The organism is Phaeovulum vinaykumarii (assembly GCF_900156695.1).
GTDB classification, from domain to species: Bacteria; Pseudomonadota; Alphaproteobacteria; order Rhodobacterales; family Rhodobacteraceae; genus Bieblia_A; species Bieblia_A vinaykumarii.
In genome coordinates, this window is record NZ_FTOM01000003.1 from 101,612 (window position 1) to 126,699 (window position 25,088).

Consider the following 25,088-nt stretch of genomic DNA (forward strand, 5'->3'; position numbering starts at 1 on the left):
GTGCGCCAAGACCCAAGCGCCAAGACCGACACAAGCGCGCCCCGGCTCAGGGGCAGGCGCGCAGGCCTTGCGCGTAGCGGCGCGCATTGGCGCGATAATGCGCCGCCGATTGCAAGAGCCGTTCCCGCGCCGCGTCATCAAGGCTGCGCACCACCCGGCCCGGCTGGCCCATGACCAGCGACCCCGGCGGGATCTCCTTGCCCTCGGTCACCAGCGCGCCCGCCCCGATCAGGCTGCCCGCCCCGATCCGCGCGCCATTCAGAACCACCGCCCCCATGCCGACCAGCACGCCGGCCTCAAGGATGCAGCCATGCAGGATCGCCTTGTGGCCCACGGTGCAATCGGGGCCGATCACCAGCGGATAGCCCATATCGGTATGCAGAACGCAGCCATCTTGCACATTGCTGCCGCGTCCGACGCGGATCTCCTCGTTATCGCCGCGCAGGACCGCGCCGAACCAGACCGAGGCGTCCTCCTCGAGCACCACGCGGCCCATCAGATCGGCGCTGGGCGCGACCCAGGCCCCCGGTCCGATCTGCGGCGCGCTTCCGTCCAGGTCGTAGATCATCGCGTGTCGAACTCCTTGTTGAGACGGCGGACATGTTCGCCCAGCCACGGCTGCTGGCGGCGGCGCAGGCGCGTGGCCTCGATCACCGCGCGCAACTGGGCCTCGGTGCGGTCCACATCCGCATTGACCAGCACGTAATCATATTCCGCCCAATGGCTGATCTCGTCGCGCGCCTTGGACATGCGCCCGGCGATCACCGCCTCGCTGTCCTGGGCGCGGGTATGCAGCCGGCGTTCCAGCTCGGGGATCGACGGCGGCAGGATGAAGATCGACAGCGCATCATCGCCAAGCGCCGAGGTGCGGATCTGCTGGGCGCCCTGCCAGTCCACATCGAACAGGACGTCGCGCCCCTCGGCCAGCGCGGTTTCGACCGGGGCGCGGGGCGAGCCGTAGAAATTGCCGAAGACCTCGGCATGTTCCAGCATCTCGCCGGCCTCGATCCGGGCCTCGAACTGTGCCCGCGACAGGAAATAATATTCGCGCCCGTCCACCTCGCCGGGGCGCGGCGCCCGCGTCGTGGCCGAGACCGAGAAGCTGAGCGTCGGGTCCCAGGCCATCAGCCGGCGCGCCAGGGTGGACTTGCCCGCCCCCGAGGGCGAGGACAGGATGACAAGAAGGCCGCGGCGGGTCTGGGACATGCTCACTCCAGGTTCTGGATCTGCTCGCGCATCTGGTCGATCGCGTGCTTGAGGTCAAGCCCGAGCGCGGTCAAGGCAGTCGAGCCCGATTTCGAGCACAGCGTATTGGCCTCGCGGGTGAATTCCTGCGCCAGGAAATCCAGCCGCCGGCCGATGGGCGCATGGTCCCCCAGAAGCGCGCGCGCGGCCAGCACATGCGCGCACAGACGGTCCAGCTCCTCGGTGACGTCACCCTTGAGCGCGGCCAGCGCCAGCTCCTGGGCCACGCGCTCGGGCTCGATCGGCAGCGCCCGCCCCCCGCGGGCCTCCTCAAGCCGCGCCAGCGCATGATCGAGCGCATGCCCGGTCTCGGCGCGGCGTTCCTCGGCCACGAAGCGCGCCTGGTTAACAATTCCTTCGATATCGACGAGTCGCTGGCGCAGGATCTCGACCAGGGCGCTGCCTTCTTTTCGCCGTGATTCATCGAATTCTGTCAGGAGTTCGTCAAAATCGGTCAGAAGTGCGGCCCGCAGAGGGCCCTGCCCGTCCGGATCGGCCACCACCTGCGCGCCGGTCTCGAGCACGCCGCGCAGCTGCGCAATCTGTGCCGCCGAGGTCTGCGCCAGCACCAGCCCGCGCGCGGCTGCGGCTTGCTCGATCTGCGCCAATTGATCCAGAACGCGGTCCAGACCGGCGGTGTTCAGACGCGCGGCCTCGTGGGCCTCATCGCGGGTCAGACGCAGGGAAATCGTTATATTTCCGCGCGATATGCGGGCTGTCGCGCGGGCGCGCACCCCGGCTTCCAGCCCGTCGATCCCCTCGGGCAGGCGCAGCCGCACATCCAGCCCCTTGCCGTTTACCCCGCGGATTTCCCACCCCCAGGCGGCCCCGTGACCGCTGCCCGACCGGGTGGCCACCCCGGTCATCGAAACGGCCGAACCGCTGCCGTGATCCTGTCTCATTCGTGCCTCCGAGGGTTAACCATTTGTCAACTTTGCGCCCCCATCCCGCCACAATTGGCGTATGTTAAGGTTCAGGTAATCATGGTGGCAGCCACGCTTCAAGCAAGCCGCCGCCGAGACAGTCCGGGCAAGGACGTTTCGGCGATCGAATGGCTGTTGCCGCAAGAGGGAAACTGGTAAGATGAACTACGAAGACAGCCTGAAGGACGGTGTCGTGACCCTTGGTGGATTTGGCAACACCCATGAGCGCGTGATCAGCGACCTGCGCGGCTATTGGGAAGCGCTGCGTGGCGGGCGTCCGGTCCCGGCCCGCTCGGACGTCGATCCCCGCGGCATCGAACGCGCCCTTGAATATACCTTCATCCTGGAACGCGTGGCGCCCGGCATGGCGCGCTTCCGTCTGGCCGGCATGCATCTGTCGGACCTGATGGGGATGGAAGTTCGCGGCATGCCGCTGACCGCCTTCTTCACCCCCGTCGCCCGCCGCCAGGTGGCCGAGGCGCTCGAGCGCGTGTTCCAGGGCCCCGAAGTGGCCGAGCTGACGCTGACCGCCGAAGCCGGCATCGGCAAGCCGTCGATGAATGCCCGCCTGCTGCTCCTGCCGCTCAAGTCCGATCTGGGCGACATCACCCGCGTTCTGGGCTGCCTGGTCTCGGCCGGGGAGATCGGGCGCACGCCGCGCCGCTTCGACGTGGTCTCGGTGGACAGCAAGCCCGTGATCGCCGGCCGTCCGGTGGACATGCCCGCCGCCATCCGCCCGCGCCCGACCCAACCGGAAACCCCGGCGCCCGCAGCGCGCCCCGCCTCGACCTTCCGCTCGCCCTTCAGCCTGCCGGGCAACCGCGCCAAGACCGAAGAGCCGCGCAAACCCGCGCCGCAACCGGCCGGCTTCGCCGAGGAACAACGCGCCTTTGACAGCGCCCGCCGCGTGCTGACCCCCGAGGAACGCCGCGCCATGCTGCGCCTGGTCAAGAGCGAGGACTGACCCCGACGCCGCGTTGCCCCGCGGCCGGCCGGTTTCCTGCACAGAACGAAAGAAGGCGCCGCGTGATGCGGCGCCCTTTTTCATGGTCCAAGGCTTCATGTCCCGCGAAAAGATCGCCGCGCATGACGTTGAACGCGAAAGGCAAAGCCGGAGGGGTGCCCCCCTCCGGCGGCCGGGATCAGAGCCCGGCGGCCTTTTGCATCTTGCGCCGGTCCAGCAGTTCCTCGGCGACCAGGAAGGCCAGCTCCAGCGATTGCGAGGCATTGAGACGCGGATCGCAGGCGGTGTGATAGCGCGAGGACAGATCCTCGTCGGTGACCGCGCGCACGCCGCCGGTGCATTCGGTCACGTCCTGGCCCGTCATCTCGAAATGCACGCCGCCGGGGATCGTGCCCTCGGCCTTGTGGACGGCGAAGAATTCGCGCACCTCGCGCAGCACCGCATCAAAGGGCCGGGTCTTGAAGCCGCTGGCCGACTTGATCGTGTTGCCGTGCATCGGATCGCAGGTCCAGACGACATTGGCGCCTTCGGCTTGCACGGTCTGGATCAGCCGCGGCAGATGCTCGGCCACCTTGCCCGCGCCGAAACGCGCGATCAGCGTCAGCCGCCCGGCTTCGTTGTGCGGGTTCAGCTTCTCGAGCAGGCGCTTGAGATCGTCGGACGTCATCGAGGGGCCGCATTTGAGCCCGATCGGGTTCTGCACGCCGCGGCAGAATTCGACATGGGCGCCGTCGGGCTGGCGGGTGCGATCGCCGATCCACAGCATATGCCCCGACCCCGCGATCGGCAGGCCCGTGGTGCTGTCGACACGGCAGAGCGCTTCCTCGTATTCCAGAAGCAGCGCCTCGTGGCTGACGTAGAAATCCACCGCCCCCAGCTCATGCGCGGTGGCCGAGGTCACCCCCGCCGCGGCCATGAAGTCCATCGCATCCGAGATGCGTTCGGCAATGGCGCGATAACGTTCGGCTTCGTCGACATCGGTGAAGCCGGTGATCCAGCTCTGCACGCGGTGGATATCGGCAAAGCCGCCCGTCGAGAAGGCGCGCAGCAGGTTCAGGCTGGCCGCGGCCTGGGTATAGGCCTGGAGCATCCGGCCCGGATCGGGCACGCGGGCCTCGGCGGTAAAGTCGAAGCCGTTGATGATGTCGCCACGATAGGAGGGCAGCTCGACCCCGTTGATGACCTCGGTCGGCGCCGAGCGCGGTTTGGCGAACTGGCCGCCCATGCGCCCGACCTTGACCACCGGCACCTTGGCGCCCCAGGTCAGCACGATCGCCATCTGCAACATCACCTTGAAGGTGTCGCGGATATTGTCGGCCGAGAATTCGGTGAAGCTTTCGGCGCAATCGCCCCCCTGAAGCAGGAAGCCCTTGCCCTCGGCCACGGCGGCCAGATCGGCCTTGAGACGGCGCGCCTCGCCGGCAAAGACCAGCGGCGGGTATTTCGACAATTGCGCCTCGACGGCGGCCACGGCCTGCGGATCGGGATAATCGGGCATTTGCACCCGCGGCCGCGCGCGCCAGTCCGATTTCTGCCAGACCTCGGTCATCTCGTCTCTCTCCCTTGCCTCTCGGCGCCGCAGTGCGGCGGTTGCCTGTCCTTACACGCCCGCGCGCGGGGCTGTAAACATTGGAAAGCCCGCAAGACGCCGCAGGGCCGGTCCACCGGAAATCCCGCACCGGGCGGCCGGTCAGAGGCCGAGTTTTCTGCGTGATCAGGAAATGAGCATTCACCAAGGCGGAAAGGCACACATGACAAGTTTTCGACAGCCGGAACAGACTGTGCTTGCGCGTGCCTGGAAAGGCTGCTTGATGAACTCACTCCAGCCGAACCGTTCGCCATGACCGCTCCGCGTTCCTCCTCGCCCCGTTCCTCCGCCTCACGCCCGCTGCGCGCCGCGCCGGAGACACGGCCGCGCCGCTTCGTCTTCCTGCTTCTCGACCGGTTCACGATGATGAGCTTTGCTGGCGCGCTCGAACCGCTGCGCCTGGCCAACCGGGTGGCGGGGCGCACGCTTTACACCTGGACGCTGGCCGGGCCGAACGGGCTCGAGGCCAGCTGTTCGAACGGCGTGCGGCTGGCGCTCGACATGGGGCTGGACGAGATCGGGCGCGACGATACCGTCCTGGTCTGCGGCGGTGTCGACGTGGCCGAGGCCACCACCCGCCCGGTCGTCAACTGGCTGCGCCGCGAAGTCCGCCGCGGGGCCGCCGTGGGGGGGCTGTGCACCGGCGCGTGGGCGCTGGCCAAGGCGGGCCTTCTGGACGGGCGGCGCGCCACGATCCACTGGGAAAACCACGACAGTTTCCTTGAGGCCTTCCCCGAGGTCGACCTGTCCAAGGCGGTCTTCGTGGTCGATGGCGGGCGGCTGTCGGCGGCCGGCGGCACCGCCGCGATCGACCTGATGCTGCGCCTCATCGCCGCCGATCACGGCGAGGGGCTGGCCAATACCGTGGCCGACCAGATGATCTATACCGCCATCCGCACCGATCAGGACAGCCAGCGCCTGTCGATCCCGACGCGAATCGGCGTGCGCCACCCCAAGCTTGCGCAGGTGATCGGGCGCATGGAGGCCAATATCGAAGACCCGGTCAGCCCCGCACGTCTGGCCACCGAAGTGGGCATGTCCACCCGCCAGCTCGAGCGCCTGTTCCGCCGCTACCTGAACCGCTCGCCCAAGCGCTATTACATGGAGATCCGCTTGCAGAAGGCGCGCAACCTTCTGATGCAGACCGACATGTCGATCATCAACGTGGCGCTGGCCTGCGGCTTTGCCAGCCCGTCCCATTTCTCAAAGTGTTACCGGGCGCAATATTCGACCACCCCCTACCGCGAGCGCGGCACCTCGGCGGGTCAGGGCGGCATGCCGGACGCCGAGGAAACCTGGGAGGGCGCCTTCGACCCCGAATGGGACGATGCGCCGCAGCCGGAGGCGGACTTTTCCTGACTGAACGGACAGGTTATTGCCCGTCTCCCCGTCGCGGCGATCTTTTCTTTTGCCGGCACGCGGGATAACCTCGCGGCCCAGAACACCGGCTCCAGCCGGGTCAACATGGGAGTGACGTGATGAAGAAGCTGCTGATGGCCTCGGCGGCCGGTCTGGCGCTTGTGGGCGCAGCCTCGGCCGAAGAGATCAAGATGGGCATCTCGCTGGGCTTCACGGGCCCGCTTGAATCGATGGCCGGCCCGATGGCGCAGGGTGCGGAACTGGCGTTCAAGGAAGTGTCGGACTCGGGTCTGCTGCTGGGCGGTGACACCATCGTGCCGGTGCGCTCGGACAGCACCTGCATCGACGCCGCCGCCGCGACCGCGGGCGTCGAGCGCCTGATCACCGTCGAGAAGGTCAACGGCATCGTCGGCGGCATGTGCTCGGGCGAGGCCACGGCCAGCCTGCAAAACGTCGCCATGCCGAACGGCGTCGTGATGATCTCGCCCTCGGCCACCTCGCCGGCACTGTCGGCGCTGGAAGACAACGGCCTGTTCTTCCGCACCGCGCCGTCGGATGCGCGTCAGGGCGAAGTGATGGCCGACATCATCCTGGAACACGGCATCAATTCGGTGGCCGTGACCTACACCAACAACGACTACGGCAAGGGCCTGGCCGACAGCTTTGCCTCGGCCTTCGAAGCCAAGGGCGGCACGGTCACGATCAACGCCGCGCATGACGACGGCAAGGCCGATTATTCGGCCGAAGTGGGCGCGCTGGCCGCGGCCGGCGGCGATGCGCTGGTGATTGCGGGCTATGTCGACCAGGGCGGCTCGGGCGTGCTGCGCGGCGCGCTCGACACCGGCGCCTTTGACACCTTCGCCTTCCCCGACGGCATGGTCGGCCAGAAGCTGGTCGACGATTTCGGCTCCGAGATCGACGGCTCGTTCGGCCAGAACCCGGCCTCGGGCGATGCCGGCCGCGACCGCTTCCTCGAACTGGCCTCGGCAGCGGGCTTCGACGGCACCTCGGCCTATGCGGCCGAAGCCTATGACGCGGCGGCGCTGATGATGCTGGCCATGCAGGCCGCGGGCTCGACCGATCCGGCCGTGTGGAAGGACAAGGTCATGGATGTGGCCAACGCCCCCGGCGAGAAGATCCTGCCCGGCGAGCTGGCCAAGGCGCTCGAGATCCTCAAGAACGGCGGCGATGTCGACTATGTCGGCGGCGCCTCGGTCGAGATGATCGGCGGCGGCGAAAGCGCCGGCTCGTTCCGCGAGGTCACCTTCGAGAACGGCGAGATGAAGGTGGTCGGCTACCGCTGAGCGGCGCCCCTCCCCAAACCCCCGAACAGCCCGGAGCGATCCGGGCTGTTCGTCTTGGAAGAACTTGGAAGAACAAGCCCGTCAAGGGCAAGGCTCGCGCGGTGGGTCTCCGCGTGCGAGAAATCAGGGGAAAACATGATCCGGGTCGAGAACCTGCACCGCCATTTCGGCGGTTTCCGTGCCGTAGACGGCGCGAGCCTCGAGATCCAGACCGGCTCGATCACCGGCCTGATCGGTCCGAACGGGGCCGGTAAATCCACGCTTTTCAATGTGATCGCCGGGGTTTTGAAACCAACCTCGGGGCGCGTCATGATGGATGGCGAAGAGATCACCGGGCTGGCGCCGCATGAATTGTTCCACAAGGGGCTGCTGCGCACCTTCCAGATCGCGCATGAATTCAGCTCGATGACCGTGCGCGAGAACCTGATGATGGTGCCCGCGCGCCAGTCGGGCGAGACGCTGTGGAACGCCTGGACCGCGCGCCGCCGCATCGCCCAGGAGGAGGCCGAGCTTCTCAAGAAGGCCGACGAAGTTCTTGACTTCCTGACCATTTCGCATCTGCGTGACGAGCTGGCGGGGAACCTGTCGGGCGGCCAGAAGAAGCTGCTGGAGCTGGGCCGCACGATGATGGTGGATGCCAAGATCGTGTTCCTCGACGAGGTGGGCGCCGGCGTGAACCGCACGCTTCTCAACACCATCGGCGATGCGATCGTGCGTCTCAACAAGGAGCGCGGCTATACCTTCTGCGTGATCGAGCACGACATGGATTTCATCGCCCGCCTGTGCGACCCGGTCATCGTCATGGCCGAGGGCAAGGTTCTGGCGCAGGGCAGCGCCGATCACATCATGGAAAACGAAGCCGTCATCGAGGCCTATCTGGGCACCGGGCTCAAGAACAAGGTGGTGGCCAATGGCTGAGCCCTATCTTCTGGCCGAGGGCATGACCGGGGGCTATGGCGCCGCCGACATCCTGCACGGCTGCACGCTGAAGGTCGAGAAGGGCCAGATCGCGGTGATCGTGGGCCCCAACGGGGCGGGCAAGTCGACGGCAATGAAGGCCGTCTTCGGCATGCTGAAGCTGCGCGGGGGCCATGTGCGGCTGGGCGGGCGCGACATCACCCGGCTCAGCCCGCAGGAACGCGTGGCCCAGGGCATGGCCTTCGTGCCCCAGACCCACAACGTCTTTCCCTCGATGAGCGTCGAGGAAAACCTCGAGATGGGCGCCTTCCTGCGCCAGGACGATTTCCGCCCCACGATCGAGCAGGTCTATGACCTGTTCCCGGTGCTGCGCGACAAGCGCAACCAGCCGGCGGGCGAATTGTCCGGCGGGCAGCGCCAGCAGGTGGCCGTGGGCCGGGCGCTGATGACCCAGCCGCAGCTTCTGATGCTGGACGAGCCCACCGCCGGCGTCAGCCCGATCGTGATGGACGAGCTGTTCGACCGGATCATCGAGGTGGCGCGCACCGGCATCTCGATCCTGATGGTCGAGCAGAACGCCCGCCAGGCGCTCGAGATCGCCGACATCGGCTATGTGCTGGTGCAGGGCGCCAACCGCTATACCGACACCGGCGCGGCCCTTCTGGCCGACCCGGAGGTCCGGCGCACCTTCCTGGGGGGCTGAGCGATGACCCGCGCCCTGACGCCGCGCGCGGCACGACCGCCGCACCACCCCTGCCCCGACATCTGCGCCCCGCGCCCGGCCCCGGCCGCCATCCCCGCGCGCGCCCGGCGGGAGGAGAACTGATGGATATCCTGAACGCATTCGTTGCCCTGCTGAACTATGTGATGATCCCGGCCACCGCCTATGGCGCACAGCTTGCCCTGGGCGCGCTGGGGGTGACGCTGGTCTATGGCATCTTGCGCTTTTCGAACTTTGCCCATGGCGACACGATGGCCTTCGGCACCGCGATGGTGATCCTGGCCACCTGGGGCTTGCAGGCGCTGGGCGTCTCGGCCGGGCCGCTGCCGACCGCGCTGCTGGCGCTGCCCCTTGGCATTGCCGCCACGGCGCTTCTGGTGCTGGGCACCGACCGCACGGTCTATCGCTTCTACCGCCGCGAAAAGGCCGCGCCGGTGGTCATGGTGATGGTCTCGGTCGGCGTCATGTTCGTGATGAACGGGCTGACGCGCTTTGTCATCGGCGTGGACGAGATCCGCTTCGATGATGGCGTGCGCTTCCTGATCTCGGCGCGCGAATTCAAGCAGGCGACCGGCCTTTCCGAAGGGCTGGCGCTGCGCGGCACGCAGGTTCTGACGGTGGTCACCGCCGGGCTGATGGTCTGGGCGTTGTTCTGGTTTCTCAACCACACCCGCACCGGCAAGTCGATGCGCGCCTATTCCGACAACGAGGATCTGGCGCTTCTGTCGGGCATCGACCCCGAGCGCGTGGTGGCCGTGACCTGGATCATTGCCGCGGCGCTGGCCACCACGGCGGGCACGCTCTATGGTCTGGACAAGGCGTTCAAGGCCTTCAACTACTTCCACCTGCTGCTGCCGATCTTCGCGGCCTCGATCGTGGGGGGCTTGGGCAACCCGCTCGGCGCCATCGCCGGCGGCTTCCTGATCGCCTATTCCGAGGTCTCGATCACCTATGCCTTCAAGAAGGTGCTGGGGTATCTGGCGCCCGAGGGCTGGGAACCCGAAGGCCTGGTCCAGCTTCTGTCCACCGAATACAAGTTCGCGGTCAGCTTCGCCATCCTGGTGGTGGTGCTGCTCTTCCGGCCGACGGGCATCTTCAAGGGGAAATCGGTATGAACCTGCGCGCCGTTTCGATGTTCGCCGCCATGGCGGCGCTGATCGTGCTCGAGGGGATGATCTCGGGCTGGAACACCGCGCTCGGGCTTCTGAACATGGGGCTGATCTCGGCCATCATGGCGCTCGGGGTCAACATGCAATGGGGCTATGCCGGGCTCTTCAACGCCGGCGTCGTGGGCTTCGTGGCGCTGGGCGGTCTGGCGCCGGTGCTGATTGCCATGCCGCCGACGCCGGGCGCCTTTTCGGCGGGCGGCTGGGGGATCCTGCTGGCCTTTGCGGTGGCCATCGTCACGCTGGCGGTGGCGATCTGGCTCAATCGCAGGCTTCGGGGCGCGGCCCGCGCGCTGGCGATGATCGCGGTGCTGGGGGCGGGCTTCTTCCTCTATCGCGCGATCTTCGATCCGGCCGTCGCCCTGGTCGAGGCGATCAACCCGGCCGGCACCGGCTATCTGGGCGGGCTGGGGTTGCCGGTCCTGCTGTCCTGGCCGGTTGGCGCGCTTCTGGCTGCGGGCGGCGCCTGGGTCATCGGCAAGACCGCGCTGGGGCTGCGCTCGGATTATCTGGCCATCGCCACGCTGGGCATCGGCGAGATCATCGTGTCGATCCTGCGCAACGAGGATTGGCTGGCCCGCGGCGTCAAGAACGTCAACGGCATCCCGCGGCCCGTCCCCTACGAGATCGACCTCCAGAATTCGCCCGCCTTCGTCGAACGCGCCGCGGCCTTCGGGCTCGATCCGGTGACGGCCTCGACGCTGGCGGTCAAGCTGGGCTATGCGGCGCTGTTCATCGTGGTGCTGGGGGCGCTGATCTGGCTGTCGGAAATGGCGCTCAAATCGCCCTGGGGACGCATGATGCGCGCCATCCGCGACAACGAGACCGCCGCCGCCGCCATGGGCAAGAACGTCACCGCGCGCCACTTGCAGATCTTCATCCTGGGCTCGGCGGTCTGCGGGCTGGCCGGCGCGATGCTGATCACGCTGGACGGGCAGATGACGCCGGGCACCTACAACCCGTTGCGCTTCACCTTCCTGATCTGGGTGATGGTGATCGTGGGCGGCTCGGGCTCGAACTGGGGCGCGGTGCTGGGCGGCATGCTGGTGTGGTTCCTGTGGGTCAAGGTCGAACCCTGGGGCCAGGCGCTGATGCAGTTGATCACCTCGGGCATGGCCGATGGCTCGGCGCTCAAGGCGCATCTGCTGGCCTCGGCGGCGCATATGCGGCTGATGACGATGGGGCTGATCCTGCTGCTGGTGCTGCGCTTCTCGCCGCGCGGGCTGATCCCCGGCCGCTGAGGCCAGCGCCCTGTCCCGAAACGAAACGCCGCGAGGGTTCCCCCCCCTCGCGGCGTTTTTCCTTGGGGCGGGCCGGACACGGAAAAACGCGCGCGCCGGGACAGGCGCGCGCGTCAGATCGTGCGGGATTGGGGCGCGCGCGGCGCGGGCCTCAGGCCTCGGCGCTCTCCAGGATGCCCTTCTCGCGCGCCATCTCCTGCATGCGGGCCTGAAGCTTCTCGAAGGCGCGGACCTCGATCTGGCGGATCCGCTCGCGCGAGACGCCATAGCGCGCCGACAGATCCTCGAGCGTCAGCGGATCGTCGCGCAGCCGCCGTTCCATCAGAACGTCGCGTTCGCGTTCGTTGAGCACATCCATCGCCGCACCCAGCATCTCGCGGCGGGCGCGCAGCTCGTCTTCCTCGGCATAGCTTTCGGCGGTGTTGGCCTCGGTATCCTCAAGCCAGTCCTGCCATTGCGTCGCCCCGTCGCCATCGGCCGAGCCGATCTGCGCATTGAGCGAGGCATCCGACGCCGACAGACGCCGGTTCATGGCGATGACCTCATCTTCGGTCACGTTCAGATCATGGGCGATGCGGGCCACGTTCTCGGGGCGCAGATCGCCATCCTCGAGCGCGCCGATCCGCGCCTTGGCCTTGCGCAGGTTGAAGAACAGCTTCTTCTGCGCCGAGGTCGTGCCCAGCTTCACCAGGCTCCAGGAACGCAGGATGTATTCCTGAATGGCGGCGCGGATCCACCACATCGCATAGGTGGCCAGCCGGAACCCTTTTTCCGGGTCGAACCGCTTGACCGCCTGCATCAGGCCCACGTTGGCCTCCGAGATCACCTCGGCCTGCGGCAGCCCATAGCCGCGGTAGCCCATGGCGATCTTGGCGGCCAGCCGCAGATGCGAGGTGACAAGCTGATGCGCGGCCTCGGTATCCTGATCCTCTACCCAGCGCTTGGCCAGCATGTATTCCTGTTCAGGCTCCAGCAGCGGGAACTTCCGGATTTCCTGAAGATAACGGTTCAGCCCCTGTTCGGGACTCGGGGCGGGAAGATTGGCGTAACTGGTCATGCTGCGTCGTTCTCCCTTGTTCGTGCGCGCCCCCAAAAGGGGCCAGGCGCGGTCCAGACCGGCACCTTCGCGGGACGCGTTGCCCGGCGCAACCACTTATGCGACGGAAACTGAACGGAAGATGAACGGCTTTCCGTCGCAACACAAGCGGCGATGACGCGAGCGTGATCGCCCCCCAATCCGCCGCCGACCCGCCCGATCCGCCGCCGGCGCCGGGATCCCGCCCTCAGGCGCTGCGGTCCAGCATGGCGCCTTCGGAAAGAACGCTCATGGGGGTCATGCCCCCGGTCACGGCGATCATCCCCGCATCCCTGACGCCGGTGAAGGTGATCGCGCCGCCCGTGCCCATGCGCAGCGTCAGGCTGTCCTCGCCGCGTTCGACCGAAAAGCTGCCCGCGCGCGCATCGAGCCGCACCACCACCTCGGTCCCGGCGCCAAGTGCCACCTGATCGTTGCCGTCGCCCGCGGACCAGACCAGGCCGACCGTGCCACCCTCGAGACGGATCGAATCGTCGCCCGTGCCGCCCGCCACCTCGATCGGGCCCTGGGACGCGACGCGGATCGTGTCATTGCCGGCGCCGCCATCGACACCGCCCACGAGCGCCGTGGCCGCCATGCGCCCTTCGGTCGTGGACAGATCCGGCATGGACGGCGCAAATCCGACAAACCCATCCGCCCGGCCCGCGGTGGCGGTCACGTCGATCACATCGTCGCCGTCATCGCCATGGATGCCCGCCACCAGATCGGCCGAGATGCGGATCGCGTCATTGCCCGCCCCGGCATAGACGCTTTCGACCACATGGGCGTTGATCGCCACCGCATCGGCACCGCCGCCGGTATAGACGCTGTCCACATATCGGGCGTTGATCGCCACCGCATCCGTTCCTGCCCGGCCCTGCGGCGTATGGCGCGCGTCATTGTCGGTGTAGACGCTGCGCACCACGTTGCCGGTGATCGCCACCACGTCGGAATCGTTGCCGGTGTAGATGCTCTCGACCAGATCGGCCTCGATCGCCACCACATCGTCGCCGCCGTCGGTGTAGACGCTGCCGACCTCGCCCGCGCGCAGCGCCAGCTGGTCGTCAAGCCGGGCGTCGTTGTAATAGCGCTGCGGCGAGAGGCCCGCCTTGTCGTCGGTATAGACCCCGACGATCCGATCGGCCGAGGCCGCAAGCGTCACCCCGCCCTTGCCCGAGGCCGCACCATGGATCAGCGCCAGAACCGTGCCTTCAGGGGCCGTGCCCGTCGACATCATCAGCCGGTCGAGCGCCTTGCCCAGCTCCGCCGCGCGAGCCCTGAGGCGCGTGGCCTCGCGGCTGCTGACGGCGCCGGTCCGGCGGCCGGTGGTCGCGCCCGTGTCGGTGCCCGTGACGGAGCCGGTCCCGGAGCGGCTGCCCAAGGCGGGCGCCCCGGCGCTGACGGCCTCGATATGCGCGGTGTTCGCGGCGAATTCGGCGGCGCGGACCTTCTCGTCCTCGGCATAGAGGCTGGCGACATCCTGCCGTGGCCGCGGGGCCGTCGAGACAAGCGCAAGGGCGGTGGTGGAAGAATTCATCGTCATGGCAAGGCCCTTTGGGGACATACCCGCGAAAGCCTGAACCGGAAAGGCAAAGGCCGCCTTAATCCGCCCCCGCGCCCTGCCGCAGAAGTGCCAGCAATTGCGCGAAATCGGCGGGCAGGGGCGAGGTGAAGCGCAGATCCTCGCCGCTGAGGGGGTGGGTGAAGCCCAGCGTCGCGGCATGGAGCGCCTGACGCGGAAAGGCCGCAACCGCCTCGGCCGCCGCCGCGCCCAGCGTGCGCGCCGAAACCCGGCGCTTGCCGCCATAGGTCGGGTCGCCCACAAGGCCATGCCCGGCATAGGCCATATGCACGCGGATCTGATGCGTGCGCCCGGTCTCGAGCCAGCAATCGACCCGCGCCACCGCCCCGGCAAAGCCTTCAAGCACCTGCGCGCGCGTCACCGCATGGCGGCCGCCCTCGAACAGCACCGCCTGGCGCTGGCGGTCGGTCGGGTGGCGCGCCAGCTGCGAGGCAATGCGCAGGATGCCGCCCGTCTCGAAGCCCACCCCGCGCAGGCCGCGCAACCGCGGATCGGCGGCCGAGGGCACGCCATGGACCAGCGCCTGGTAATGACGGTGGACGGTATGGGCCTCGAACTGGCGGGCCAGCCCGTGATGGGCCCGGTCGGATTTGGCGACAACCAGCAGACCCGAGGTGTCCTTGTCGATCCGGTGCACGATGCCGGGACGTTTCTCGCCGCCCACGCCCGAGAGATTGTCGCCGCAATGATGCAGAAGCGCATTGACCAGCGTGCCGTCGGGCGCACCCGGCGCGGGATGCACGACCAGCCCCGCGGGCTTGTCGATGACGATCAGATCGTCGTCCTCCCAGACGATGTCGAGCGCGATGGCCTCGGGGCGGGCGCGGGCCTCGCGGGCGGGCTGGAGGGTGATGGTATAGACCTCGCCCTCGGCCACGCGCGCCTTGAGATCCGCGACCGGCCCCGCGGGGCCTGCCACGGCACCTTCGGCGATCAGACGGGCCAGCCGCGAGCGCGAGATCGCCGCTTCCTCTGGAATTTCGCCGGCCAGCGCCTTATCAAGACGCGCGGGCGGGTTTGGCCCGATCACCACCCGGAGGATGCGTTCGCCGATGCCCGAGTCGTCCATGTCCGAGATCCCGCCCGACGCGCCCGATGCGCGCCCCCCCGAAGTGCGTTTCCTGAAGATCCTGGTGACGGTGCTGACCGCGACCATGATTGCGGGCCTTGTAACGATCATCGCGCTGCTTGTCATCCGCCTGCCGGGGGGCGGCGGCACTGGCGCGGCGCCTGGCGTCACCTACCGGTTGCCCCCGACGCTGGCGCTGCCCGAAGGGGTGCGCCCCGCGGCCGTCAGCTTCACCGCCACGGGCCAGATCGTGATCCTGACCGAAACCGATGACCCGGCCCGCCCCGGCACGGTGCTTCTCTACGGGGCCGACGGCGCCTTGCGCGGACAGGCCGAGCTGCGCGCGCCCTGAGCCGAGCCCCGTCTCGCGCGCAGCCCGTCAGCGCGCCGCCTGCACCCGCGCGCCGCGGCGGCGCAGCGGCAGGCTGACGCGAAAGGCCGCGCCGCCCTGGCCGGGAAGATAGTCGATGCTGCCGCCCAGATTGGCCATGATCTCGCGGCAGATGGCCAGCCCCAGCCCCGCGCCCCCGGCCCCCGCCGGATCGCCCAGCCGCGCGAATTTCTCGAAGATCACCGCCTGCGATTTCTTGGGAATGCCCGAGCCGTTGTCGATGAAATCGACCTCGACCCTCTCACCGCGCCGGTTGACCTCGATCCGCAGCACCGCGCGGTCGGCATCGCAATATTTGCGCGCATTCGAGATCAGGTTGATGAACACCTGCACCAGCCGGTCGGTGTCGGTGAAGATGGCCATGTGCTCGGCGGGAAAGTCGCGCTCGATCTGGAAGGCGCGTTCGGGGCGCGTGGACGACGCCGCCATCGCCGCGCGCGAGATCAGGTCGTGCAGGTTGGCCACGCCCACGTTCAGTTGCGCGCGCCGGTTTTCCAGAACGCTCAGGTCCAGCAGGTCATCGAGAAGCCGCGTCAGCCGGCGCGATTCCTCGTGGATGATCTCGGCATAGCGGGCGCGCATCTCCTCGGGCAGGTCGGGTTCCATCAGGATTTCCGAAAACGCCCGGATCGAGGTCATGGGCGTGCGCAATTCGTGGCTGATCTGGCTCAGGAAGCCGTCCTTCTGGATCGACAGCTCGGTCAGCTTGTCATTGGCCTCGCGCAGCGCGCGCGCGGTGCGCGCCAGCTCCTCGGACTTGGCCTCGAGACGGGCGGAATATTCCTTGATCTCGAGGGTTTCGCCTGCCACCGCAATCAGATCCTGGACCGAAACGGCGGCGCCGCGGCTGACCTGGGCAATCATCGCATGCGCCGTGGCCGCGCCGACCGACCCGGCCAGCTTGCGCTCCAGCCGGGTCAGGAATTCGGGCGTGGTATCGGGCAGGAAGCCCGCCTTGCCCTGCGCCGCCGCCTGCGTCTGGAAGAAGTCCTGCGCCACCTGCGCGCCCAGGATGCGCTGGGACATGGTCAGCAGATCCTCGGCCTCGGCGCCGGCGGTGCCGCGCCCCCAGGCGCCCGTGCCCGTGGTCTGGTCGAAGATGTTGACGAAGGCCAGCCCCTGGAGCCGCTCCATCGGGCCGGGCATCGTCACCAGCGAGCCCAGCGTGAACAGCGTGACATTGACCGACATCGACCACAAGAGCGCATGGAGCAGCGGATCGAGCCCCTCGATCCCGAAAAGCGCCTGCGGGCGCAGCCAGGACAGGCCGAAGGGACCATGGGTCATCACCGCCTGCGAGATCAGCCCGCCCTCCCCGACCGAAGGCAGGAACAGCGCATAGAGCCAGACCGCCAGCCCCCCGACAAGACCCGCCGCCGCGCCCCAATGCGTGGCCCCGCGCCAGTAGATCCCGCCCAGAAGCGCGGGCAGGATCTGCGCCGTGCCGACGAACGAGATCAGCCCGATCGCGGCCAGCGCCTCGGTCCCGCCCGAAAAGCGGTAATAGAAATAGCCAAGCGCCAGCACCCCGCCGATGGAGATGCGCCGCGACATCAGGACAAGGCCGCGCACATCGCCCAGATGGCCCGCCTGCCCCCGTCCCGGCCAGCGCAGCGCCAGCCACAGCGGCGTCACCACATGGTTCGACACCATCGTCGCCAGCGCGATCGAGGCCACGATCACCATCGAGGTGGCCGAGGAAAAGCCCCCCAGGAAGGCCAGCAGCGCCAGCATCCCCCGCCCCTCGGACAGGGGCAGCGTCAGCACGAAGAGATCGGGGTTCGCACCCGCGGGCATCCGCTCGAGGCCGACCACCGCGATCGGCAGCACGAAGAGGCTCATCAGCAGCAGATAGAGCGGGAAGGCCCAGCTGGCCGTGGCCAGGTGGCGCTCGTCGGCATTCTCGACCACCAGCACCTGGAACATGCGCGGCAACGTCAGCACCGCCGCCCCCGCGACGAAGGTCAGCCCCGCCCAGCGGCCGAAATCGAGGTTCCATTCCGCCAGCCGCGAGGCGTCGATCCGCGCCAGCACCCCCGAGACGCCGCCGCCCAGACCCCAGACGACGAAGATCCCCACCGCCAGCAGCGCCACCAGCTTGACCACGGCTTCCAGCGCGATGGCCGTGACCACCCCGTGATGGCGTTCGTTGGCGTCGAGATTGCGCGTGCCAAAGAGGATGGTGAACAACGCCAGCCCCCCCGCGACCCACAGCGCCGTCGCCCCCTGATCGGGCAGCGCCCAGCCCTCGGGCGTGTCCGAGGCAAAGACCCCGAAGGACAGCGTGACCGATTGCAATTGCAGCGCGATATAGGGCGTCGAGGCCAGCACCGCCATCGCGGTCACGATCACGCCCAGCAGGTTCGACTTGCCAAAGCGCGACGAGATCAGATCGGCGATCGAGGTGACGCGCTCGGCCCGGCCGATCCGCACCAGCTTGCGCAGGGCCCACCACCAGCCCACCAGAACCAGCGTCGGGCCCAGATAGATGGTGACGAATTCAAGCCCCGAGCGCGCTGCATAGCCGACCGCGCCATAAAAGGTCCAGGCGGTGCAATAGATCGACAGCGACAGCGTGTAGACCGGCGCCGAGCGCAGCCAGTTGGCGCGCCCGCGCAAGGCCCGGCCCTCGGCGGCAAAGGCCACGATGAAGAGGACCGACACATAGACAAGGCAGACCGCGACCAGCAGATCAAAGGGCATCAGCCGCGCCCTCCCGGCTTGGACGGGTCCAGGGGTGCGGGGGGCGCCGTGCGCTGCGTCTCGGGGTCCGTTTCGGGGCCAGGCGTGGTCTCGGGGCCAGGCGTGGTCTCGGTCTCGGTCTCGGGCGCAGGCACAAGCGACGGCGGCGCCCCGCGGAAGGGACCGCCGCCCAGATGCGGCAGCACGACGGGACCGCCCTCGGGCTCTTCCTCGTCGGCCAGCGTCGGCGCCAGCCCCCGCGCCAGCAGCGCCGCGGCCACGATCAAGACCGCCCAGACCCCGAAAAGATAGATCGCGCCGCGCGCGGTGTCGGGCGCGGGCGAGCTCGCCGGCTGCCAGAGCGCCGGCACCATCCACAGCGCCAGCCCGAAGATCGGCAACAGCCGCGCGGCATCCATCATCCGCCGCCGCCGATAGGACCGGCGCGCCAGGAACAGGGGGGCCGTGGTCTTGGGCATCAGCCCTGACCCGCCGCCGGGCCGGGGGGCGTGGCGGACACCGCGGAGGCGGCGGCCCTGGCGGCGTCCAGCAGACCGCGCACCGCCGCCAGCAGCGCCTCATTGGCAAAGGGCTTGGCCAGGAAGGCCGAGGCCCCGGCGCGCAAGGCGGCCTCGCGGTCGCGCGCCTGGCCGCGGGCGGTCAGCATCAGAACCGGCAGGCCCGCGCTTTCGGGACGGGCACGCAGCGCGCCCAGGATCTCGAGCCCCGATCGCCCCGGCAGCATGAAATCCAGCACCACGACATCGGGGCGCGCCTCGGCCAGCGCCGCCAGCGCGGCCGCACCGTCGCGGCAATGCATGACCTCCCAGCCGTCGCGCGACAGAAGAAAGCGGATCGCCTCGGCGATGTTGGTCTCGTCCTCGACAAGCAACAGCCGCCGCGCGGGCGCCCCTCCGGCCCCGCCGCGCCCGGCAGGGGCCCTGACGCCCGACAGCGCCGCATCGGTCCGCCCCGATCGCATGCGCGCCACCTCCTCCGAATTCGCGCGGCCCCGGCGGGCCGCCACCCCGGCCGCCCCATGCGAAGCAGCTCCCCCTTGGTGCCGACTATTGCGGCAGCCGCAGGGAATGTCAAAAGCCGCGGCCCCCCCCGTGCCCAAGCCCCCGTTTTCCCGCCCGCGCGCGGCTCAGGACAGCCCCTCGGTCAGGATCGAGGGCTCGCGCCGGGCCAGGCATTCGGGGCGCGGACAGATCCGGCAGGCCAGCCCCACCGGCTGGGCGGCGGTGCCGGGATCGGGGTCGGGGTCGGGCAGGATCAGCATCCCCGCCTCGAGCACCTCGGGACCATCGAGCCCCAGCGGCCAGGACGGCTGGGCCACCGCATGACACAGGAAGCGCTGCGGGATGCGCCCGGCGATCTCGACGCGCGCACGCATCGGCTGGAGCGGCCGCGACAGCGCCTGATAGAGCGGCCAGAGCGGGCAGGCCGCCCCGAACCGCGGCAGGGTGAGACCGGCCAGCGGCTTGCGCAGAAGGAACCCGCCGGCGGCATCGCAGCCGACATAGCCCGCGCCCCCCAGCGCGCCTCCGGCCCCCGTCGCAGGCCCCAGCGCCAGACGCCGCAGGACGGTCAGGAGCGGCACCCCCAGATCGGCGGCAATCCGGTCGGGCGCGGGGCCAAGGCGCGCCAGGGCCTCGGCCAAGGCCGGGGCCGGCAGCGCGCGCGCCTCGGCCTCGGCGCGGTCCAGATGCGCCAGCGCCAACGCGCGCGCTGCGCGCGAGGCCAGCTCGGCCACCCCGGCCCCGGCGATCGCGGCGCGGATCCCGGCGGTCGCGCCGGTCTCGGTCTCGGGGACATGCCAGCCCCGCCCCGCCAGCCAGGCTTCAAGCTCCTCGAGCGGCGAGGAAAGGCCCGTCTCGGCCTCCTCGAGCGTGTCGAGATAGGCCACCAGCCCTTCCGCCGTGGCCGACAGGCGCAAGCTTTCCTCGTGGATGGTGCGGTGAAAGCGGGCACGCCATTCGGGTTCGATGTCCTCCGATTCGGCCAGGATCGCCGCGGTCGAACGCAGCGAGGCCACCGCCGAAAGCACCTCGTGCAGGCTGGCGCCCAGAAAGGGATCCTGGGCCATGCGCTCGGCATAGCCTTCGACCACGCGCTCCAGCGCGCCGACGCGGGCGCGCTGCGCCGCCAGAAGCGCGGCCCAGCCGGGAAAGCGGCCCACGAAGACCTCGATCCGGTCCAGCTCGGGCGGGGTGTCGGCGCCCTGTCCGGGGCCGGCTTCGGCGGCAGCGGCGGCGGCCTCGCGCAGGGCCTCGTAGAGCGCGCCCTCGCTGCCTTCGGACAGCGCGATCGGCTCGACGCCCAGCTCGGCGGCCAAGGCGGCCAGAAGCTCGGGGCCCGGACGGCGGCGGTTGTGCTCGATCAGGTTGAGATAGGCCGGCGAGATGCCGACCGCGCGCGCCAGATCCGCCTGGCGCAAGCCGCGCAGGCTGCGCCGTTCGCGGATGCGCGTGCCGGCCAGGGCCGAACGGACCATGCGCCTGTCTCCCCCCAGGAACCGACCGCAGATTTACAGAAGGGGCCAGCCGGATCAATCCCTTGGCTTGTTCTTTTCACGAAGGATCGGCGCCAGGCCTAGTTAAAGACGCGAAAGCGCGCCCCGTAATTGACCGCGCGATAGGAGCATTGATCCATGGCATATTGCAGCCAGCCGTTGCGCGTGGGCGCGGCGTTCATGTCGCGCGACAGCCGCGCTTCGCCCGCGGCGATGGCACTGGCCAGATCGGCGTCCAACCCGATCATGCGCTGGATCCAGAAATCGGCCGCCTGGTCGAAGTAGCTGCCCCGCGGCACGCCCATGGGGGAAATGTGATGGGTGACGGCCAGGCAATAGCCGGCCTCGACCGGCAGGGTCGGCGTTCCGAACAGATAGCCCGGCGGCGCCGCGAACTGGGATTTCCAGACCAGCCAGAACAGCAGCGGCACCACGACGGCCAGCGCCAGCCCCCCGCCCCAGATCACGCGGGGCGAAAGCTCGTCATCCTTGATCCGGCGCGTGGCGGTGCGTGGCATGATGGTCCCTTTCCCCGACCTTCATGACAGCACATCCCCCTTAACAAATGAAAAAGGGGCATGCATGGCACGCCCCTTCCCCTGTTTCACGCATTCTACGCGGGATCAGTCCAGCGCCTTGTCGGTGATGGCATGGGTCCAGGCGCCCACCGGCTCGGCCGAGATCACCGGGTCCGACCCGCCCGCCAGCAGCGTGGAGACGGTGCGCGCGTAATCGGCCGGGTCCAGCGCCCCGTTCGAGCCCGCGGTCAGCTTGGCGACCTCGGTCATCATGCGGACCTGATGCTTTTCGGTCTGCGCGCCGGTCTCGTCATAATCGAGCACGATCATCGCCGCCTCCTCGGGGTTGGCTTCGGCCCATTTCCAGCCCTTCATGGCCGCGCGCACGAAACGGACCATCTTGTCCTCGAAGGCCGGGTCCGAGAGGTTCTCCTCGAGGACATAGAGCCCATCCTCGAGCGTGGCGACGCCCTGATCCTCGTATTTGAAGGTGACCAGCTGTTCGGGGGTGATGCCCGCGTCGATGACCTGCCAATATTCGTTGTAGGTCATGGTCGAGATGCAGGCGGCCTGCTTTTGCAGAAGCGGGTCGACGTTGAAGCCCTGCTTGAGGACGGTCACGCCCTCGGGGCTTCCGTCGGTGGGAATGCCCAGCGTGCTCATCCACGACAGGAACGGATATTCATTGCCAAAGAACCACACGCCCAGCGTCTTGCCGCGCAGATCCTCGGGGGTGGTGATGCCGGTCTCGGCCAGGCAGGTCAGCATCATGCCCGATTGCTTGAAGGGCTGGGCGATGTTGACCAGCGGCAGCCCCTTCTCGCGCGCGGCCAGCGCCGAGGGCATCCAGTCCACGACCACATCGGCGCCGCCGCCCGCGATCACCTGGCCCGGCGCGATGTCGGGACCGCCCGGCAGGATCGTCACGTCGAGGTCTTCCTCGGAGAAGAAGCCCTTTTCCAGCGCCACGTAATAGCCCGCGAACTGGGCCTGGGTCACCCATTTGAGCTGGAGCGTCACCGCATCGGCCGCCAGCGCCGCGCTGGCTCCCGCCAGAAGCGTGGTGCCCGCCAGAAGGGCCGTCATCGTCTTGCGCATCATCTTCCAGAACCTCCGTTGAATGTTGATCTGCCCGGGGTTCGGCCCCGATGCGTTGAACCGCCGCCCTAGCGGCGTTGCGAGGGGTGCCAGAAGGTCACCCCGCGTTCGACAAGCGCCACGAGCCCGTAGAACCCCGAGCCCGCCAGCGCCGCCACCGCAATCTCGGCCCAGACCAGCGCCAGATCAAGCTGGCCCACCGCGGTCGAGATGCGGAAGCCCATGCCGCGCGTCGGACTGCCGAAGAATTCGGCAACGATGGCGCCGATCAGGGCAAGCGTGGTGGCGATCTTGAGCCCGTTGAACAGGAAGGGCATCGCCGCGGGCAGGCGCATCTTGACCAGCGCCTGGCCATAGCTGGCCGAATAGGTCGCCATCAGGTCGCGTTGCAGCGGATCGGTCGCCTTCAGCCCGGCCACCATGTTGACCAGCACCGGAAAGAAGACCATCACCACCACCACCGCCGCCTTCGACTGCCAGTCGAAACCGAACCACATCACCAGGATCGGCGCGATCCCGACAATGGGCAGCGCGGCGATGAAATTCCCCACCGGCAGCAGCCCGCGTTGCAGGAAGGGCGAGCGGTCGATGGCGATGGCGACCAGAACCGCCGCCCCGCAGCCCATCAGATAGCCCGAAAGCGCGCCCTTCACGATGGTCTGGGTGAAATCGCCCCACAGGATCGGCAGGCTCTCGGCAAAGCGCGCCCCGATCACCGACGGCGCGGGCAGGATCACCGGGCTGACGGCAAAGCCGCGCACCATCCCCTCCCACAGCACCAGCAGCGTCACCCCGAACAGCGCCGGGATCAGCAGGCGCACCGCCGCCAGATGCGACCAGCGCGCCGAGGCCAGCGAGTTGAACGCCCAGGCCGCCAGCCAGAACAGAAGCGCCCCCGCAGCCCAGCTCCCCGATGCCCAACTCATCGTGCCATCCCCATCTTGCGCAGAACCACCTTCTCGAGCAGGCCGACGATCGCCACCAGCCCGGCCGCCAGGATCGCCGCCGCCATCAGCGCCGCCCAGATCTGGATCGTCTGGCCGTAATAGCTGCCCGACAGCAGACGCGCGCCCAGCCCCGAGGTCGCCCCGGCGGGCAATTCGGCGACGATGGCGCCGACAAGGCTTGCCGCGATCGCCACCTTGAGCGAGGCAAAGAGATAGGGCATCGAGGCGGGCAGCCGCAGCTTCCACAGCCCTTGAATGCCCGAGGCATTATAGGTCTTCAGCAGATCCAGCTGCATCGCATCGGGCGCGCGCAACCCCTTGACCATGCCGACCAGCACCGGGAAGAACGACAGATACGCCGAGATGATCGCCTTGGGGATCAATCCCTTGATCCCCAGGGACGCCAGCACCACGATCACCATCGGCGCAATCGCCAGGATCGGCACCGTCTGGCTGGCAATCGCCCAGGGCATCAGCGACAGATCCATCGCCCGGCTCTGCACGATCGACACCGCCAGCGCGATGCCCAGCCCCGCGCCGATGGCAAAGCCCGCCAGCGTCGCCGACAGCGTCACCCAGCCATGCCGCACCAGGCTGCGCTTCGAGGTCACCTTCTGCCCGGTCACCCCCGTCCACAGCCCCTCGGCCACCTGATGCGGCGCCGGCAGAACCGGGCGCTCCTGCACCATCGTGTCGGCCACAAGCTCGGACAGGCTCAATTCGACCCCCGCCCGCGCCGCCTGATCGCGCGCCCAGGGCGCATTCATCCACACCGCCGCGCCATACCACAGCGCCACGATCACCCCCACCACGGTCAGAACCGGAAGCACCGATCTCATCATCGCACCCGCCTCCCTTCGCCCCGGCCCCGCGCCCCTTCGAGTTGGCTCAAATATCCTCGGGGGGGCCAAGGCCCCGCCTTGGCGGGGGGCAGACAGCCCCCCTCCCCCGCATCCCGCAAGGCCCTCACCTTATTCATGGGCCCGCCCCTTATTCATACGAATGTCCCGCCCGCAGCCCCTCGCGCACGCGATGGGAAATCTCGATGAATTCGGGCGTGTCGCGGATCTCCAGCGGCCGCTCGCGCGGAAGCGAGCTCTCGATCACATCCGTGATCCGTCCCGGCCGCGGGCTCATCACCACGATCTTGGTCGACAGATAGACCGCCTCGGGGATCGAATGGGTCACGAAGCCGATGGTCTTGCCCGTCCGCGCCCAGAGCTTGAGCAGCTCCTCGTTCAGCCGGTCGCGCACGATCTCGTCCAGCGCGCCGAACGGCTCGTCCATCAGCAGGATATCGGCATCGAAGGACAGCGCCCGCGCGATCGAGGCCCGCTGCTGCATCCCCCCCGACAATTGCCAGGGATACTTGCGCCCGAACCCCTTCAGATCGACCAGTTCCAGCACCTCCTCGACGCGCCGGTCCTGTTCCTCGCGTGGAAAGCCCATGATCTCGAGCGGCAGGCGGATATTGCCGGCAATCGTGCGCCAGGGATAGAGCCCGGCCGCCTGGAACACATAGCCGAAGGCGCGCCGCCGCCGCGCCTCGTCGGCACTCAGACCGTTGACGCGCAACAACCCCTCGGTGGGATGTTCCAGCGCCGCCACGCAGCGCAGGAACGTGGTCTTGCCGCAGCCCGAAGGGCCGATGAAACTGACGAAATCCCCCCGCGCAACGGTCAGGTTGACATCGCTCAGCGCATGGACCGGGCCGTCCGCGGTCTCGAAGGTCAGGCTGACTTCCTTGGCCTCGATGGCCGGGGCTTCATGCAGGCTCATGCC

General features: G+C 68.6%; 24 protein-coding genes. 8 read left to right on the forward strand and 16 right to left on the reverse strand.

Features of this window, described 5'->3' with window-relative positions:
- Positions 1-46: 46 nt before the first annotated feature.
- The 3 genes from BW949_RS08545 to BW949_RS08555 are packed head-to-tail and all read right to left on the reverse strand — an operon-like array spanning position 47 to position 2,147.
- The gene (locus tag BW949_RS08545) at positions 47-568 is read right to left on the reverse strand and encodes a gamma carbonic anhydrase family protein (protein ID WP_076365122.1); all 522 of its coding nucleotides are present in this window, start codon (positions 566-568) and stop codon (positions 47-49) included.
- Positions 565-1,206: a guanylate kinase gene (gene gmk / locus BW949_RS08550; protein ID WP_076365124.1), complete on the reverse strand. Its 642-nt coding sequence runs from the start codon at positions 1,204-1,206 to the stop codon at positions 565-567. Before gmk ends, BW949_RS08545 begins: the two co-directional genes overlap by 4 nt.
- A 2-nt stretch (positions 1,207-1,208) precedes the next feature.
- Positions 1,209-2,147 carry a YicC/YloC family endoribonuclease gene (locus tag BW949_RS08555; RefSeq protein WP_076365126.1) on the reverse strand — a complete coding sequence of 313 codons (939 nt, stop codon included), beginning with the start codon at positions 2,145-2,147 and terminating at the stop codon, positions 1,209-1,211.
- A 181-nt stretch (positions 2,148-2,328) separates the two neighbouring features.
- Between BW949_RS08555 and BW949_RS08560 the strand changes: the two genes are divergently transcribed.
- Complete coding sequence (locus BW949_RS08560; protein WP_076365128.1) at positions 2,329-3,132, forward strand: PAS domain-containing protein; 804 nt, start codon at positions 2,329-2,331, stop codon at positions 3,130-3,132.
- Positions 3,133-3,310: 178 nt separating this feature from the next.
- Here the strand turns inward: BW949_RS08560 and BW949_RS08565 are convergent, their stop codons facing one another.
- Entirely contained in the window at positions 3,311-4,681 is a 1,371-nt protein-coding gene (locus BW949_RS08565) for a class II 3-deoxy-7-phosphoheptulonate synthase (protein WP_076365130.1), read from the reverse strand.
- Between the two features lie 291 nt (positions 4,682-4,972).
- Here BW949_RS08565 and BW949_RS08570 point away from each other — a divergent pair, with 291 nt between their 5' ends.
- The 6 genes from BW949_RS08570 to BW949_RS08595 all read left to right on the forward strand — a co-directional run bounded on the left by BW949_RS08570 (position 4,973) and on the right by BW949_RS08595 (position 11,429).
- Positions 4,973-6,079: a GlxA family transcriptional regulator gene (locus BW949_RS08570; protein WP_083947674.1), complete on the forward strand. Its 1,107-nt coding sequence runs from the start codon at positions 4,973-4,975 to the stop codon at positions 6,077-6,079.
- Between the two features lie 119 nt (positions 6,080-6,198).
- Positions 6,199-7,383, forward strand: a complete 1,185-nt coding sequence (locus BW949_RS08575) for an ABC transporter substrate-binding protein (protein ID WP_076365132.1) — start codon at positions 6,199-6,201, stop codon at positions 7,381-7,383.
- A gap of 135 nt (positions 7,384-7,518) precedes the next feature.
- Complete coding sequence (locus tag BW949_RS08580; RefSeq protein ID WP_076365134.1) at positions 7,519-8,301, forward strand: ABC transporter ATP-binding protein; 783 nt, start codon at positions 7,519-7,521, stop codon at positions 8,299-8,301.
- Positions 8,294-9,004 carry an ABC transporter ATP-binding protein gene (locus tag BW949_RS08585; protein WP_076365136.1) on the forward strand — a complete coding sequence of 237 codons (711 nt, stop codon included), beginning with the start codon at positions 8,294-8,296 and terminating at the stop codon, positions 9,002-9,004. The genes BW949_RS08580 and BW949_RS08585 overlap by 8 nt, the downstream gene beginning before the upstream one ends.
- A gap of 122 nt (positions 9,005-9,126) precedes the next feature.
- Positions 9,127-10,137 (forward strand): branched-chain amino acid ABC transporter permease, encoded by a 1,011-nt coding sequence (locus BW949_RS08590; RefSeq protein WP_076365138.1) that lies wholly within the window; start codon positions 9,127-9,129, stop codon positions 10,135-10,137.
- A complete protein-coding gene (locus tag BW949_RS08595) occupies positions 10,134-11,429 on the forward strand; it encodes a branched-chain amino acid ABC transporter permease (RefSeq protein WP_076365140.1) in 1,296 nt (431 codons plus the stop codon). Before BW949_RS08590 ends, BW949_RS08595 begins: the two co-directional genes overlap by 4 nt.
- Positions 11,430-11,580: 151 nt before the next feature.
- Here BW949_RS08595 and rpoH read toward each other — a convergent pair whose 3' ends face one another.
- The 3 genes from rpoH to BW949_RS08610 all read right to left on the reverse strand — a co-directional run bounded on the left by rpoH (position 11,581) and on the right by BW949_RS08610 (position 15,155).
- Positions 11,581-12,486 carry an RNA polymerase sigma factor RpoH gene (gene rpoH, locus BW949_RS08600; protein WP_076365142.1) on the reverse strand — a complete coding sequence of 302 codons (906 nt, stop codon included), beginning with the start codon at positions 12,484-12,486 and terminating at the stop codon, positions 11,581-11,583.
- A gap of 226 nt (positions 12,487-12,712) precedes the next feature.
- Positions 12,713-14,047: a hypothetical protein gene (locus BW949_RS08605; protein ID WP_076365144.1), complete on the reverse strand. Its 1,335-nt coding sequence runs from the start codon at positions 14,045-14,047 to the stop codon at positions 12,713-12,715.
- A 58-nt stretch (positions 14,048-14,105) separates the two neighbouring features.
- Positions 14,106-15,155 (reverse strand): RluA family pseudouridine synthase, encoded by a 1,050-nt coding sequence (locus tag BW949_RS08610; protein ID WP_097177014.1) that lies wholly within the window; start codon positions 15,153-15,155, stop codon positions 14,106-14,108.
- Here BW949_RS08610 and BW949_RS08615 point away from each other — a divergent pair.
- Positions 15,139-15,507, forward strand: a complete 369-nt coding sequence (locus BW949_RS08615) for a DUF6476 family protein (protein ID WP_235816251.1) — start codon at positions 15,139-15,141, stop codon at positions 15,505-15,507. The two genes, BW949_RS08610 and BW949_RS08615, sit on opposite strands and share 17 nt — an antisense overlap.
- 27 nt (positions 15,508-15,534) lie before the next feature.
- Here BW949_RS08615 and BW949_RS08620 read toward each other — a convergent pair whose 3' ends face one another.
- From BW949_RS08620 to BW949_RS08660, 9 genes are all read right to left on the reverse strand, one after another.
- Positions 15,535-18,249, reverse strand: coding sequence for an ATP-binding protein (locus BW949_RS08620; protein WP_076365148.1), 2,715 nt, complete (start codon positions 18,247-18,249; stop codon positions 15,535-15,537).
- Positions 18,249-18,707, reverse strand: a complete 459-nt coding sequence (locus BW949_RS17335; RefSeq protein WP_235816252.1) for a hypothetical protein — start codon at positions 18,705-18,707, stop codon at positions 18,249-18,251. The genes BW949_RS08620 and BW949_RS17335 overlap by 1 nt, the downstream gene beginning before the upstream one ends.
- Complete coding sequence (locus BW949_RS08630; RefSeq protein WP_083947689.1) at positions 18,707-19,210, reverse strand: response regulator transcription factor; 504 nt, start codon at positions 19,208-19,210, stop codon at positions 18,707-18,709. The genes BW949_RS17335 and BW949_RS08630 overlap by 1 nt, the downstream gene beginning before the upstream one ends.
- 165 nt (positions 19,211-19,375) lie before the next feature.
- Positions 19,376-20,725: a helix-turn-helix domain-containing protein gene (locus tag BW949_RS08635; RefSeq protein ID WP_076365150.1), complete on the reverse strand. Its 1,350-nt coding sequence runs from the start codon at positions 20,723-20,725 to the stop codon at positions 19,376-19,378.
- 98 nt (positions 20,726-20,823) lie between these two features.
- Complete coding sequence (locus BW949_RS08640; RefSeq protein WP_076365152.1) at positions 20,824-21,261, reverse strand: hypothetical protein; 438 nt, start codon at positions 21,259-21,261, stop codon at positions 20,824-20,826.
- Between the two features lie 105 nt (positions 21,262-21,366).
- A complete protein-coding gene (locus BW949_RS08645; RefSeq protein ID WP_200805136.1) occupies positions 21,367-22,347 on the reverse strand; it encodes an ABC transporter substrate-binding protein in 981 nt (326 codons plus the stop codon).
- 80 nt (positions 22,348-22,427) lie between these two features.
- On the reverse strand, positions 22,428-23,285 hold the full coding sequence (locus tag BW949_RS08650) for an ABC transporter permease (protein WP_076365154.1): 858 nt from the start codon (positions 23,283-23,285) through the stop codon (positions 22,428-22,430).
- A complete protein-coding gene (locus tag BW949_RS08655; RefSeq protein ID WP_076365460.1) occupies positions 23,282-24,145 on the reverse strand; it encodes an ABC transporter permease in 864 nt (287 codons plus the stop codon). The genes BW949_RS08650 and BW949_RS08655 overlap by 4 nt, the downstream gene beginning before the upstream one ends.
- 151 nt (positions 24,146-24,296) lie before the next feature.
- Complete coding sequence (locus tag BW949_RS08660; RefSeq protein ID WP_076365156.1) at positions 24,297-25,085, reverse strand: ABC transporter ATP-binding protein; 789 nt, start codon at positions 25,083-25,085, stop codon at positions 24,297-24,299.
- Positions 25,086-25,088 lie beyond the last annotated feature (3 nt).